General features: G+C 52.9%; 13 protein-coding genes. 7 read left to right on the top strand and 6 right to left on the bottom strand.

Annotated elements, in window-relative coordinates; genetic code table 11:
• Positions 1-253: 253 nt before the first annotated feature.
• The 3 genes from LG384_RS05810 to ybbA all read right to left on the bottom strand — a co-directional run bounded on the left by LG384_RS05810 (position 254) and on the right by ybbA (position 4,671).
• Positions 254-1,387, bottom strand: coding sequence for a porin (locus tag LG384_RS05810; RefSeq protein ID WP_225760602.1), 1,134 nt, complete (start codon positions 1,385-1,387; stop codon positions 254-256).
• 186 nt (positions 1,388-1,573) lie between these two features.
• Positions 1,574-3,988 (bottom strand): putative ABC transporter permease subunit YbbP, encoded by a 2,415-nt coding sequence (gene ybbP, locus LG384_RS05805; protein ID WP_225760601.1) that lies wholly within the window; start codon positions 3,986-3,988, stop codon positions 1,574-1,576.
• Positions 3,985-4,671 (bottom strand): putative ABC transporter ATP-binding protein YbbA, encoded by a 687-nt coding sequence (ybbA, locus tag LG384_RS05800; protein ID WP_225760600.1) that lies wholly within the window; start codon positions 4,669-4,671, stop codon positions 3,985-3,987. The genes ybbP and ybbA overlap by 4 nt, the downstream gene beginning before the upstream one ends.
• Here ybbA and tesA point away from each other — a divergent pair.
• The 3 genes from tesA to LG384_RS05785 are packed head-to-tail and all read left to right on the top strand — an operon-like array spanning position 4,639 to position 6,978.
• Positions 4,639-5,265, top strand: coding sequence for a multifunctional acyl-CoA thioesterase I/protease I/lysophospholipase L1 (tesA, locus tag LG384_RS05795; protein WP_136345285.1), 627 nt, complete (start codon positions 4,639-4,641; stop codon positions 5,263-5,265). The genes ybbA and tesA overlap by 33 nt on opposite strands.
• A 28-nt stretch (positions 5,266-5,293) precedes the next feature.
• Positions 5,294-6,064, top strand: a complete 771-nt coding sequence (locus LG384_RS05790; protein ID WP_225760599.1) for an SDR family oxidoreductase — start codon at positions 5,294-5,296, stop codon at positions 6,062-6,064.
• A 59-nt stretch (positions 6,065-6,123) separates the two neighbouring features.
• Positions 6,124-6,978 (top strand): co-chaperone YbbN, encoded by an 855-nt coding sequence (locus LG384_RS05785; RefSeq protein ID WP_045440715.1) that lies wholly within the window; start codon positions 6,124-6,126, stop codon positions 6,976-6,978.
• A gap of 66 nt (positions 6,979-7,044) precedes the next feature.
• Here the strand turns inward: LG384_RS05785 and fetB are convergent, their stop codons facing one another.
• On the bottom strand, positions 7,045-7,824 hold the full coding sequence (gene fetB, locus LG384_RS05780; protein ID WP_045440713.1) for an iron export ABC transporter permease subunit FetB: 780 nt from the start codon (positions 7,822-7,824) through the stop codon (positions 7,045-7,047).
• On the bottom strand, positions 7,811-8,488 hold the full coding sequence (fetA, locus tag LG384_RS05775; protein WP_225760598.1) for an iron ABC transporter ATP-binding protein FetA: 678 nt from the start codon (positions 8,486-8,488) through the stop codon (positions 7,811-7,813). Before fetA ends, fetB begins: the two co-directional genes overlap by 14 nt.
• 227 nt (positions 8,489-8,715) lie before the next feature.
• Here fetA and LG384_RS05770 point away from each other — a divergent pair, with 227 nt between their 5' ends.
• The 4 genes from LG384_RS05770 to LG384_RS05755 are packed head-to-tail and all read left to right on the top strand — an operon-like array spanning position 8,716 to position 12,939.
• Entirely contained in the window at positions 8,716-9,633 is a 918-nt protein-coding gene (locus tag LG384_RS05770; protein ID WP_045440701.1) for an SPFH domain-containing protein, read from the top strand.
• On the top strand, positions 9,630-10,088 hold the full coding sequence (locus tag LG384_RS05765) for an NfeD family protein (protein ID WP_045440699.1): 459 nt from the start codon (positions 9,630-9,632) through the stop codon (positions 10,086-10,088). Before LG384_RS05770 ends, LG384_RS05765 begins: the two co-directional genes overlap by 4 nt.
• Before the next feature lie 20 nt (positions 10,089-10,108).
• Positions 10,109-12,253, top strand: coding sequence for a hypothetical protein (locus LG384_RS05760; RefSeq protein WP_225760597.1), 2,145 nt, complete (start codon positions 10,109-10,111; stop codon positions 12,251-12,253).
• Positions 12,223-12,939 carry a DUF3142 domain-containing protein gene (locus LG384_RS05755; protein ID WP_200012234.1) on the top strand — a complete coding sequence of 239 codons (717 nt, stop codon included), beginning with the start codon at positions 12,223-12,225 and terminating at the stop codon, positions 12,937-12,939. Before LG384_RS05760 ends, LG384_RS05755 begins: the two co-directional genes overlap by 31 nt.
• Here the strand turns inward: LG384_RS05755 and cueR are convergent.
• The gene (gene cueR / locus LG384_RS05750) at positions 12,936-13,346 is read right to left on the bottom strand and encodes a Cu(I)-responsive transcriptional regulator (protein WP_045449474.1); all 411 of its coding nucleotides are present in this window, start codon (positions 13,344-13,346) and stop codon (positions 12,936-12,938) included. The two genes, LG384_RS05755 and cueR, sit on opposite strands and share 4 nt — an antisense overlap.
• Positions 13,347-13,452: the final 106 nt, after the last annotated feature.

Genomic DNA, 13,452 nt, shown 5'->3' with positions numbered 1-13,452 from the left:
GGCGTTGTTTTTTTTGGCCTGCTTAACAGGCTGATTCTTAACATGACACAGATCACAGCCTGCTGTCCTTGAAATTATTTCATGATGTTGCGAAGTATGTCGTTGAATGAGTAAGGAAGGCGCTTATGCAAGTTTCAGGAATGAATAGTTGAAAAACGAAAAAGCCGGATAGCATCATCCGGCTTATAGGCGGCGCCTGGTCAAATACCCGATTAGCATCGCACCATCGGGTATCTGTTTTAGCAGGGCGTTCTTAGAAATCGTAGCGCAGACGCACCAGGTTCATGTCGCCCAGGTTGTCGGTGCTGGAGGTAAAGACGTGTTCGTAATCCACACGGAAACCATAATCCAGCTGGAAGCTGATACCCAACCCATTGTCGGTACGCAGATAGTTACGACCATTCACGTATTCGATACGGTCGCCCATGAAGTAAGGCTGGATGGATTTAACCGCATACTGACCAACCGGGAATGTGTAACCAGCAAAGTATTCCAGACCCCATGCGTCACCAGCAAAGTAGTCGTTAACCGATACTTTTTTGGTGGTCATGAAGTTTTGGTACCAGCCGCCACCCAGTGAGAAGGTCCAGTTGTCCGGTTTCCAGCTCAGTGCGGTACCAATAATGTTCTGATCGTAAGTTTTGCTACTGTTGCCGCGCATTTCCGCACGGGTGTAGTTCCACGCGGTACCCCAGGTTAAGTCATCAGTGATGTGGTAATCCACGCCCAGAGAGCCACCACCTTTACGCTTGTAGCGCAGGCCGTTATTCGGGTTGTAATCATCGCTGAACAGATAAGAAGCGTAGAGATCAACATCCCCAACAGCTTTCTTATACTTCAGAGACTTACGCGTGCGATATGAGCCATCGTAGTCGCCATTAATACCGTTACCTGGCGCCTGACCGATCATGTCGTAGTCCCAGATATCCGTTTTCGCACCGACCACATCATAGTAAATGCTGTTCTGTTGACCGAAGGTCAGTGTACCCCAGGTCGCGCTTTTCAGACCGGTGTACAGCATACGACGCGTGGTATCGTTGGCGCCGTCAGCGTAGTGATTATCCCAGTTGAACATGGCCGGGAAGTTAACGCCCAGCTCGTAGTAGCTCACCCAACTGATGTCATCAAACAGATAGTAGTCAGCAGCGAAGCGGAAACGCGTGCCGCCGTCAAAACCATTACGTTTGTAACCATTCTTACCATCATCGCCAGCCATATTCTGGAACTGTGGACGAATACTCCCGCCGACGGTGAAGTTAAGACGGCTCAGCGGATTGCCCGCCTGCGGATCTTGTTTCAGGACCGTGATTTCCGCCTGAGAAGCGAAAGTCGTTAATGCCACTGCTGCGCCGATCGATACCGCCAGCGCTGTTTTTTTTATAGTCATGGTTTTACCTTGATAGATAGCCTGCCAATTATTCAGCATGCAAATATTAACTTTTATTAACCCCGTCGTGTTGGCGGTTTTTTATTGATTTGTGCTGTTAAATATCAAGGAGTTATCAATTTGTGCCCTATAGAAAAAAATACGCACCGATATAAAAAACCGGTGCGTAATCATCACTGAAATGAATTAATTACTGAATTGTCGGAAGAGTGCTTTACCTTTTAACAGGCGTGCGCCGAGCCATCCGCCACATAATGAGAGCAGCAGCGCCCCGCAAAACGGCAATACTACCCACAGTCGCCAGTCAGGTTCCCATGGGAAGTCAAAGACTTTGGTTTGCAGAACCGCCAGCGCCGTTTCGGCACCAATGGCCGCCACCAACCCAGAGACCATCCCCAGCATGGCGAACTCGCACCACAGCGTGGTACGCAAAAGTTTCTTACCCGCCCCGAGCGTACGCCAGACCACCAGTTCCTGATGACGCTGGCGCATCCCGACCTGAACCTGGGCCAGGAGCAACAACATGCCGCAGGCAGTTACCAGCACTACCATCACCTCCAGCGCCCGACTGACCTGCTGCAGAACCTGACCAACCTGCTTGAGGATTGCGCCGATATCCAGCAGGCTGACGGTCGGAAACTCGCGATTAAGCTGTGTCAGCATGCCGTTACCGTTCTCCCAGCGAAAACTGGTCAGCCAGCTTTGCGGCTGTCCGTCCAGTGCGCCGGAAGGGAAGATAAAGAAGAAGTTAGGCCGCAGACTTTCCCAGTCCACTTTGCGCAGGCTGCTGACCGTGGCACTGAAATCCTGGGTATCCCCCATAAAGGTCACACGATCGCCGAGCTTCACGTTCAGCCGTTTTGCCAGCCCCTCCTCCATCGATACCTCACCAGCTTTTGGCGGCCAGGTTCCGGCGGTAATCGGGTTATGATCCGGTCGGGTATCCTGCCAGGTCAGGTTCAATTCACGGTTGAGCGCTTCATCCTGATTGCCCTCGGTCGCCTTATCATTAATTGCCGTCAGACGCGCCCGCACAATCGGGTAGAACGACTCAGGAATTATCTGATGCTCAGACAGGAAACCCTTCAGCGGTACAACCTGTTCAGTCGCGATGTTGATAAGGAAGTAGTTCGGGCTTTCCGGCGGCATTTGCTGCTGCCAGCGATCGAGCAGATCGCCACGCAGTACCAGCAACAACGCCAGCAGCATAAAGGAGAGTGAAAAGGCTGAGAGCTGGCTCAGCGTTGACCAGGGCTGACGCAACAGTCGGCTGACCGCTAAACGCAGCGGCAGCGAGGTTAACGTCATGCCACGCAGCACGTTGAGCAGCATCCAGCCCAGCACGCCGCACAGTAGCGCCAGTACGACCGCACCAGCCAGCACCGCCCACAGCAGCATACTGCCACCCATCAACCCCGCGAGGAGCGCAACAACAACAACCGAAACCAACGGGAGATAAAATTTCAGCGGCCAGACATTTGCCACCACGTCACGGCGCAGCACCCGCAGCGGCTGCGTGGCCAGTAACAGACGATAAGGACGTAGCCCCACCAGCAGAGAGATAACGGTCATGGTGCCTAATGCCCACAGCCATGGCCACAGACTGGCTGGCGGCAATTCGCCGGGTAATACGGGCCTGAGCAACACCACCAGAACACGCTCAAACAGTAGCCCACATGCTCCGCCGGTTATGCCAGACAGCGCCAGTACCATCAGCCACTGTCCGACAATCAATTTACGCAACTGCGCCCTGCCCGCACCGAGCGTTTTCAAAATCGCCACCAAATCGTACCGACTGCGGCAATAATGACTCATCGCCACCGCAACGGCGGCAACCGCCAGCAGCAACGTTAACAACGCCGACAACAGGAGGAACTGCTGCGAGCGTTCGAGCGATTTCCCTAACGCCCCTTCATCCTGCTCCAGCCCGTACCAGCGTTGTTCCGGCTTTAGCTGCGGCAACAGCCATTGCTCATACTCTTCCAGTTGCTGCGGCGTACCGCCAAATTTATAACGCCATGTCACGCGGCTTCCCGGCTGGACCGCGCCAGTTTTTGCAACATCCGCCATATTCATCATCAGGCGCGGCGCTATCTGGAACGGGTTAAAGCCGGAATCCGGCTCCTGTACCACTTCTCCGGCAATATGCAGGGTGACGTCACCAACATCGATGGAATCACCGATTTTTAAATTGAGCAGCGCCATCAGGCGCGGAGCCAGCAGTACAGATCCTGGTTGTGGTTTGAGTCCCGGAGGGTTGGTTTGCAAATTACCATACATCGGGTAAACGTCATCCACCGCTTTGACATTCGCCAGTTGCGGAGTATCGGCCGCAAAGGTCATAGTAGCGAAGGTCAGCTGTTCGCCCACCTTCAGGCCACGTTGACGCGCCTCATCAATCCATGATGTTGGCACTTCCCGCGAGCTTTGTAGCGCCCGGTCACCCGCCATAAACTCGCGACTTTGCTGACTCAGCCCTTTTTCCATACGGTCGCTGATGTTGCCCAGCGCCAGCACGCAGGCCACCGCCAGACTCAGCGCCAGCCAGACGATTAATAATGAAGGTGAGCGCCATTCGCGCCAGAACCAGCGTGCGATCATGCCTCCTCCTGCAACTGCCCGTTCACCAGACGTAAACGCCTGTCACAGCGTGCCGCCAGTTGCGGATCGTGAGTCACCAGAACCAGAGTCGTGCCGTGTTCACGGTTGAGGGAAAACAGCAGATCGGCAATTTTGTCTCCGGTTTGTCGGTCCAGGTTGCCTGTTGGCTCATCGGCAAACAGTACGTCAGGGCGCCCGTTAAACGCCCGCGCCAACGCCACGCGCTGCTGCTCACCGCCTGAGAGTTGAGCAGGAAGGTGGTCGAGACGTTTCCCCAACCCCAGTTGCTCAAGCAATGCTTTCGCACCGTCGCGGCTTTTCCCGCTATTTTCCCCCCGCAATAACGCGGGCAACTCAACGTTCTCCAACGCATTCAGGGTTGGAATTAACATGAAGGACTGGAAAACAAAACCGACATGCTTCGCCCGCAGTTGTGCCCTGGCCTCTTCATCCATAGTATGCAACGGCTGTCCTACCAGGCAGACTTCTCCGCCAGAGCCATCGTCCAGACCGGCGAGGATTGCCAGCAGTGTCGATTTTCCCGAGCCCGACTCGCCAATCAACGCAATGGTCTCGGCGCGTTTGACAACCAGTTCAACTCCGGTAAGGATGGATAGCTCGTGATCACCCTGACCGACGGATTTCTTAAGATGATGAACTTCAACAATGTTTTCCGCTGGCATTTGCCCTTCCTGTTCCTGGTCCTGTTAACGTTCCGCGCCGCCGCAGCGGACACGTTATTAATTCTGGGTGACAGCCTGAGTGCCGGATACCGTATGTCAGCCAGCGCGGCGTGGCCAGCGCTACTCCATGATAAATGGCAAACCAAAACATCTGTGGTGAATGCCAGCATTAGCGGCGACACCTCACAACAGGGTCTGTCCCGTCTGCCCGCATTACTGCAACAGCATCAGCCTCGCTGGGTGCTGGTAGAACTTGGCGGCAACGACGGACTACGCGGGTTTCAACCTCAGCAAACCGAACAGACTCTGCGCAAAATATTGCAGGACGTGAAGGCCGCGAATGCCGAACCGTTATTGATGCAAATTCGTCTGCCGGCAAACTACGGTCGCCGTTATAATGAAACCTTTAGCGCTATTTATCCAAAGCTCGCCAAAGAGTTTGATATTCCTCTGTTGCCCTTTTTTATGGAAGAGGTCTATCTGAAACCCCAGTGGATGCAGGATGATGGTATTCATCCAAATCGTGACGCCCAGCCGTTTATTGCCGACTGGATGGCGAAACAACTCACTCCTTTAGTTAACCACGACTCGTAAATCAACGGAGATCCTGACAGGTAAAGTTATGCAAAAATCGGTCTTAATAACAGGATGTTCCAGCGGTATCGGCCTGGAAAGCGCGCTTGAGCTAAAGCGCCAGGGTTTTCAAATTCTGGCAGCCTGCCGTAAGCCTGACGATGTCGCACGTATGAATGGCATGGGATTCACCGGCATATTGCTGGATCTGGATTCGCCAGAAAGTGTGGATCGTGCTGCCGATGAGGTGATCGCCCTGACCGATAATCGTTTGTATGGGATCTTTAACAACGCAGGATACGGCGTGTATGGTCCGCTGACCACTATCAGCCGTGAACAGATGGAACAACAGTTTTCCGCCAACTTCTTTGGCGCGCATCAGCTCACTATGCGCCTGCTGCCTGCCATGTTACCGCATGGCGAAGGGCGGATTGTGATAACCTCTTCAGTAATGGGATTAATCTCCACGCCTGGACGTGGGGCGTACGCCGCCAGTAAATACGCGCTGGAAGCATGGTCCGATGCATTGCGCATGGAACTACGCCACAGTGGAATCAAGGTCAGCCTGATTGAACCCGGCCCCATACGTACCCGTTTTACCGAAAACGTTAACCAGACCCAAAGCGATTCTCCTGTCGAAAACCCCGGCATTGCCGCGCGTTTTACGCTGGGCCCAGAGGCTGTTGTCGCCAAAGTGCGCCATGCTTTTGAAAGTGATAAACCGAAACTGCGCTACCCCGTCACCCTGGTGACCTGGGCAGTTATGCTGCTGAAACGCCTGTTGCCAGGTCGCGTAATGGACAAAATTTTACAGGGCTGAGTTGAAGCCAGCACGTCTGCCCCCATGTAAAAACAAATAGACGAATAGAGAGTGACTCCATGTCCGTACAAAATATTGTCAATATTAACGAATCTAACCTGCAGCAGACCCTTGAACTGTCGATGACCACACCAGTCCTGTTCTATTTCTGGTCTGAGCGTAGCCAGCATTGTCTGCAACTAACGCCGGTACTGGAAAGTCTTGCCGCGCAGTACAACGGTCAGTTTATTCTCGCCAAACTGGACTGCGACGCTGAACAGATGATCGCCTCCCAGTTTGGCCTGCGCGCTATCCCAACGGTATATCTGTTCCAGAACGGTCAGCCGGTAGACGGATTCCAGGGGCCGCAGCCGGAAGAAGTCATTCGCGCACTGCTCGATAAAGTGCTCCCAAGTGAAGAGGAGCTGAAAGCGCGCCAGGCCATTGAGTTTATTGAAGCCGGCAATCACGCCGAAGCGCTGCCTTTGCTGAAAGAAGCCTGGCAGTTATCTAACCAAAGCAGCGAAATCGGCCTGCTGCTGGCAGAAACACAAATCGCGCTTAACCGTTCGGAGGATGCCGAAGCGGTACTGAAAACCATTCCGTTGCAGGATCAGGACACCCGTTATCAGGGGCTGGTCGCGCAGATTGAACTACTGAAACAAGCGGCAGATACGCCGGAAATCCAGCAGTTACAGCAGCAAGTAGCGAGCAACCCTCAGGATGCGGCACTGGCAGCACAGTTGGCGTTACAACTGCACCAGGTCGGACGTAACGAAGAGGCGCTGGAACTCCTGTTCAGCCACCTGAGAAAAGATCTTGCGGCCGCAGACGGTCAGGCACGTAAGACCTTCCAGGAAATTCTCGCTGCGCTGGGAACCGGTGATGCGCTGGCATCGAAATATCGTCGCCAGCTGTACGCGTTGTTGTACTAATCTGCGTGATTTTGCCCGATGGCGCTTACGCTCATCGGGCCTAGAAAAAACGCATCCGGCATCACATCACGGCTTTTTCAAATGCGTCACCACCAGTTGGTGGCGCGAATTGTAGAATTTCCGGTAAGTGAGATAACAGGCAATAATGGTCGACAGGCTGGCGGTAGAAAGCAGCATAAAGGTCACCATTATCTGATACTTAATTGCTTTTACCGGATCGATACCAGCAAAGATCAAGCCCGACATCATCCCTGGTAAGCTCACCAGTCCCACAGTTTTCGCTGAATCGATCGTCGGGATCAATGACGCACGAATGCTGTCGCGAATAAGCGGCGCAGACGCCACTTTCGGCGTGGCACCGAGGCTCAATTTCTCCTGGATTTGCTGCTGCTCGCTGTTAAACCGCTGCCCCAGGTTGTTGTAACATAACCCGACCGCCACCATCGCATTACCTGCGATCATGCCGGAAATTGGGATCACCTGCATTGGCGCGAATTCGATGGAACCGGACAGAACCAGAACAGCCAGCGTCACTCCCGCTCCCGACGTAATGGCGATAAACGACGAGATAAAGGCTTTATCAATATATTTACTGCGTTTTTGCGCGTTATACGCAGCGTTAAAGCAGATAAACAGCACCATCACTAGAGTCAGAATGCTGTGGTTAACGCCAAAGATATATTTCAGCACATAGCCGACGATAATAAGCTGGATCACCGCCCGGCAAACGCTCCAGAGAATATCTTTTTCCAGCGCCAGTTTTTCTTTGTGACTAATCAGTATCGCCACTACCACCAGCATCATCGCTAACGCCAGTGATTCATTGGTAATATTATGCTCGTTCATTGCTTGCTTCCTGCATCTCTCCGGCATGCGGCTGAAGGGTAATGATATTATCCGCATGATTAATTTCATCTTTGTCGTGCGTAACCCACAGCACTGCGATATTTTTCTCGCGAACGTAACGGTGAATTAATTCATTCACGTTGCGTTTATTGGCCTCATCCAGTGCGCTGGTTATTTCATCCAGCAACAGGATTTTGGGCAGAAACTGCAAATTGCGAATTAATGAGATACGCTGTTTTTCGCCTCCGGAGAGTTCATTAATATTTTTTTTGAGGATCTCCTCAGGCAGTTCAAAGCGGGCCAGATCGGCCAGAAACGCATCAGGTTCAGGACGTTTATTGCGGATTTGCCACGGGAAAATAAGGTTATCGTAGACAGTATCGCCAAACAAAGCGGGGGTTTGCGCGCAATAAGAGACCTGCTGACGATAAGCTTCGGGTTTGAGGGTAGTTATCTCCTTTCCCTCAAAAATAATCTCACCGGCACTCGGGCTAATTAACGACGCCACAATCTTCAGTAACGTACTTTTACCGCAGCCGGACTGACCGGTAATCAGCTTAAATTCCCCGGCGTTGAGATTAAAACTGATGTTATTGAGAATTTTCGTCGTTCCCGCCTGCCAGGCGACATTTTTTAACTGAAGCAACATTCTGCTTTCTTCCATTACAGATCCCTTTTTTACATCTTTCGTGCAGACAGTCTATACCCAAAATAATTCGAGTTGCATGAAGGCGGCAAGTGACTGAGGTGAACGAACGTAGCTAACGCACATGCAACTTGAAGTATGACGGATATATCCCTGTAATTTATTATAGGGGAGCCCACCCTGATTAATCGGGTATAATTTGATTAATCAGGTAGTAAAGGACAGCACAACAGGAGGTTTCATCAATGCTCATTTTTATCCCCATTCTCATTTTTGTCGCGCTGGTAATCGTCGGCGCAGGCGTCAAAATCGTCCCGCAGGGATACCAGTGGACAGTGGAGCGTTTTGGCCGTTACACCAAAACCCTGCAGCCAGGCTTAAGTCTCGTGGTGCCCTTCATGGATAGAATTGGTCGTAAGATCAATATGATGGAGCAGGTTCTCGATATCCCGTCGCAGGAAGTTATCTCCAAAGATAACGCCAACGTTTCTATCGATGCAGTGTGCTTTATTCAGGTGATCGACGCGCCGAAAGCAGCATATGAAGTCAGTAATCTTGAACTGGCGATCATCAACCTGACCATGACCAACATTCGTACCGTTCTCGGCTCCATGGAGCTGGATGAAATGCTCTCCCAGCGTGATAACATCAACACACGTCTGCTGCATATCGTTGATGAAGCCACCAATCCCTGGGGCATCAAAATCACCCGAATTGAGATCCGCGATGTACGCCCACCGGCTGAACTTATCGACGCGATGAACGCCCAGATGAAAGCGGAACGTACCAAACGCGCCTACATTCTTGAAGCCGAAGGGATCCGCCAGGCGGAGATCGTCAAAGCGGAAGGTGAGAAGCAGTCGAAAATACTGAAAGCGGAAGGTGAACGCCAGTCCGCGTTTTTACAGGCAGAAGCGCGCGAACGTTCCGCCGAAGCCGAAGCTCGCGCAACTCAGATGGTTTCGGAGGCGATTGCCGCCGGGGATATTCAGGCGGTGAACTACTTCGTGGCTCAGAAATACACCGAAGCGCTGCAACAAATCGGTTCGTCAAATAACAGTAAAGTGGTGATGATGCCACTGGACGCCAGCAGCCTGATGGGCTCGATTGCCGGCATCAGCGAATTAATTAAGGACAGCGCCAGCGAACGGAAAAAATCATGATAGCGATGATTCTGGTTCACCCACATATCTTCTGGCTTAGCCTCGGTGGTCTGTTACTGGCCGCCGAGATGCTGGGCGGTAACGGTTATCTGCTGTGGAGCGGCGTAGCAGCGGTGATCACCGGTCTGGTGGTCTGGCTACTTCCGCTCGACTGGGCGTGGCAGGGTGCGATGTTCGCCTTGTTAACGTTGCTGGCAGCCTGGCTGTGGTGGAAGTGGCTGGCAAAGCGCGTACAGGAGCAGAAACCAGCTGACAGCCACCTCAATCAGCGCGGGCAGCAGCTGGTCGGTCGCCGGTTTATTCTGGAGACCACGCTGGTGAATGGTCGCGGGCATATGCGCGTTGGCGACAGCTCCTGGCCGGTCAGTGCGAACGATAATTTGACTGCCGGTACGCAGGTCGAAGTGGTTGCCATTGAGGGTATCACCCTGGTTATCAAAGCCGTATCACAATAAATCATACAGGAAATAAGATTATGGTCAGGAAGACATCCCTCGCTCTAGCCCTTTGTTCATTGTTGGCAGGAGCCCCTCAGGCATTTGCTTCTTTTGATATGGAAGATTGCAAATGGAGTGATGACCACTGTCTGCTAAAAGGTATCCCGGTATTCAGCCCGCAAAACGACAGCCGGGATAACCTGCTGCGATTGTTAAGCCAGGAAAAATCATTCGCCCTGCCCGTTCAGTCGATGCCTGAGGATATCACCCGCTCCCGCGATTTCTATTTTGCGTATCACCCGCAGTGGGATGAAATCACGTCGCCAGCCGCCGCTACGCCGGAGCAACGTGCAGATGACACGCTTGCTCGCCAGATGGACAAGCTGCAGATCGCCGCCGAAGAGATAAATGCCGACGACACAGAGAATGAAAACCGCCATGTTTCAAATAACAGGGACAGCGTCAGTCAGTTTTTTGCCGCGCTACTGGCCGATACCTCGTTAACGGTTGAACAACGCCAGGCGTTAGCCCGGGCGCGGTTGGGGTTATTGTCCGGCGCGACCGGCGAGCAGATTACGTCCTCCCTCACCTCAATCCCAGCCGATTCATCCGCGCAACAGTATAAAACCTATCTGATCGCCGCCTCGCGTTTCTATGAAGGCGACTACGTCAATGCGGAACAGAATTTCACGCAGCTTGCCACCAGCGATCGTCCGTGGCTGGCAGAAACCGCGCAATACATGTTGATGCGCACGGCGCTGAATAAAAGTAGTCAGAACAGCGTCGGTGAATACGGTGATTTTGATATCGCCAGAATCAACCGCCAGGATGCCGCTCAGGCACAGACTCTGGCACAAACTTATCTGCAACACTTCCCGCAGGGACTTTACGCCGATTCTGCGCGCGGTATGCTGCGCCGTATTAACTGGTATCTGCAATCGTGGGCGCCGCTGGCAACACTGTATGAGCAAGGCTTCCAGCAGGCAGCCGACGCACCGCAACTGCGTAGCGCGGTCATCGAATACGATAATGTTTTTGGCATGCAGTTCCTGGAGCAATCTGCAGTTGAGACCTTCCCTGACGCCCCATGGGTCAGCTATATCGAACTGCTGCGCGCCCTGCGACTAAACAACGACGACAAACCGACGCTGACGCAGGCGCAGTTCGACGCCAGCAAGCCCGTTTTCGAGAAGAGCGGAAAACTGCCGCTGTGGCACAACCTGCAACTAAATCTGTGGATGGCGACTGGCAACTACACAGCCATTGTTCAGGCAGTAACCCCGGCGCAGAAACTCCCCGCAAACGACACTCTCGCCTTCAGCGAACAAGTGCTTTATGGCGAAGCACTGATGGGGCAAAAGCAGTGGTCTGCGGCGCGTGAGTTCTGGCAGCAACTATTGAAACATAGCCAGAATAACGAACAGCAACAATATGTGCAGGCTAAACTGGCGGCAACGCTGGTCTACAGCGGCGATGTGGCGGCAGTTTTCGCCCCGAACAGCATGGTTACAAACCTGCGTTTTCGTTCACAGGTGCTGAAAACACAAGCCTCTCCTGAACTACTGCGCCAGCAGGCAACCCACGGACCAAATAATGAAGAGCGTACCATCGCGCTGCATACGCTACTGGTGCGGGATTTAACCGAGAATCGCTTTGGCGACTGGCTGAATGACAGAAAACTTGCCAGCGCAATTACGCAACCGGTATCCGCAGATGCGTTTGCTGATGTCAATCTGAACACCTTTGACTGGAACGGCGATGCTGCTCAGGCCGGTTACGCATGCCGTAGCCTGACTGAAACAGTCACAGTGCTAAGCAAAAAAGCGGATGATGCCCACGCTCTGAACTGTCTGGGTGAGTTTTTCCGTACCACGCAAACCCGTGTTGATCTGTGGGCAAACAGTACAGGCAATGATGTGCTGGAAGTGGCAATTTCACGTAAAGAACCGTTCGGTCAGTACGACAGACAGCGCTACTATCAGCAGGTTATTGCTGCACCAAAAGCGGAACTCGAGGATAAAAGCTTTGCGTTGTATCGCGCCATCATGTGCTATGCACCATCAGGTTCGAACGAATGCGGTGGCGCAGAGGTGGATAAATCACAGCGTAAAGAGTGGTTCACGCAACTGAAGACACAGTATCCAGGAAGCCCGTGGGCGCAAAAACTCAAATATTACTGGTAGCTGCGCTGCTGGCCGGACAGGTACAGGCTACGGAAATTGTCACCGCCCGCGACCATCCGGCCTTCTGGTTGTGGTCAGGGGTGAAAGCCAGCAACGAACTCCAGAACGCGCAAACGGTCTATTTGCATCAGGGTGAAGTAGTCATTCAGTCAGGGGAAGTAATCTTTCAGCGGCTCGGCTTGCCGGTCAGTCGTCTGACATTTCCAACAATCTGGCTGACCGTACGCTTCACCACCCTCGACGTGCCGGAAGAGATTCCGGCGCGTATCACACGGCTGTTGCAACGCTGGCAGTCTGCAGGGAATCACGTCGTCGGTTTGCAGGTTGATTTTGACGCCGCAACTCATCAGCTCACGGATTACGCTCACTTTCTGCGTCAGCTTCGCCAACAGTTACCGCCAGAGTTCGCCCTTGGCGTTACCGGGCTGCTGGACTGGGCGAAAACCGGCGATATCGCCACGCTGAACGCATTGCCGGTCGATGAACTGGTAGTTCAGAGCTATCAGGGACGTCACACTGTGGCAAATTATCAGGCGTATTTGCCCGCGCTCATCCGGTTACGCATACCATTTAAGCTTGGGCTGGTGCAAAACGGTAGCCGGGATCCGCAGGCTGAAGCTCAGCTTGAAAAATCCCCGTGGTATCGCGGCACGGTAGTATTTATGCTCAATCCCTCTCGCCGCTAAACCTTTGCTTTGTGATGACAACAGCCGGAGAGATTATCAATAATTGGACATTCGGCGCTGTCATCGCCAGGGCAACTGTTTGCCAGCGCCAGCAAATGTCCCCGCATCGCCTGTAATTCGCTGATATGCCGTTCGATTTCAGCCACCTTCTCGAGAGTACGTTTTTTTACATCTGCGCTGTGACGTGCCGGATCGTTAAACAGGTTCACCAGCTCACCGCACTCTTCGAGATTAAACCCAACCTGCCGCGCTTGTCGCAACAACGTCAGTTCATTCAGATGTTGCTGGGTATAAGTGCGGTATCCGTTCTCGCTACGCAGCGGCGGAGTCACCAGCCCTTTCTCTTCATAAAAGCGAATAGCTTTACTGGTTAATCCGGTTTTTTTCGCCACATCACTAATATTCACATCATCCCCCACAGCTCTCTCAATGCAGAGCCACATTATAGCCCAGATTGCAGTAATCCCTTATCCGGCGAAACGCCCAACAGGTACATCAGCGATTAATTTAAAA

This window comes from Citrobacter sp. Marseille-Q3906, assembly GCF_916618775.1.
GTDB classification, from domain to species: domain Bacteria; phylum Pseudomonadota; class Gammaproteobacteria; order Enterobacterales; family Enterobacteriaceae; genus Citrobacter; species Citrobacter murliniae.
This window is presented reverse-complemented; position numbering and strand designations above follow the sequence as displayed.

Bases quoted from the DNA above. Each gene is read 5' to 3' on its own strand.
- LG384_RS05765 (WP_045440699.1), top strand. From the start codon at position 9,630: ATGATAGCGATGATTCTGGTTCACCCACATATCTTCTGGCTTAGCCTC.
- fetA (WP_225760598.1), bottom strand. From the start codon at position 8,488: ATGGAAGAAAGCAGAATGTTGCTTCAGTTAAAAAATGTCGCCTGGCAG.
- fetB (WP_045440713.1), bottom strand. From the start codon at position 7,824: ATGAACGAGCATAATATTACCAATGAATCACTGGCGTTAGCGATGATG.
- tesA (WP_136345285.1), top strand. From the start codon at position 4,639: ATGATGAACTTCAACAATGTTTTCCGCTGGCATTTGCCCTTCCTGTTC.
- LG384_RS05810 (WP_225760602.1), bottom strand. From the start codon at position 1,387: ATGACTATAAAAAAAACAGCGCTGGCGGTATCGATCGGCGCAGCAGTG.
- ybbA (WP_225760600.1), bottom strand. From the start codon at position 4,671: ATGCCAGCGGAAAACATTGTTGAAGTTCATCATCTTAAGAAATCCGTC.
- LG384_RS05770 (WP_045440701.1), top strand. From the start codon at position 8,716: ATGCTCATTTTTATCCCCATTCTCATTTTTGTCGCGCTGGTAATCGTC.
- ybbP (WP_225760601.1), bottom strand. From the start codon at position 3,988: ATGATCGCACGCTGGTTCTGGCGCGAATGGCGCTCACCTTCATTATTA.
- LG384_RS05790 (WP_225760599.1), top strand. From the start codon at position 5,294: ATGCAAAAATCGGTCTTAATAACAGGATGTTCCAGCGGTATCGGCCTG.
- LG384_RS05785 (WP_045440715.1), top strand. From the start codon at position 6,124: ATGTCCGTACAAAATATTGTCAATATTAACGAATCTAACCTGCAGCAG.
- LG384_RS05760 (WP_225760597.1), top strand. From the start codon at position 10,109: ATGGTCAGGAAGACATCCCTCGCTCTAGCCCTTTGTTCATTGTTGGCA.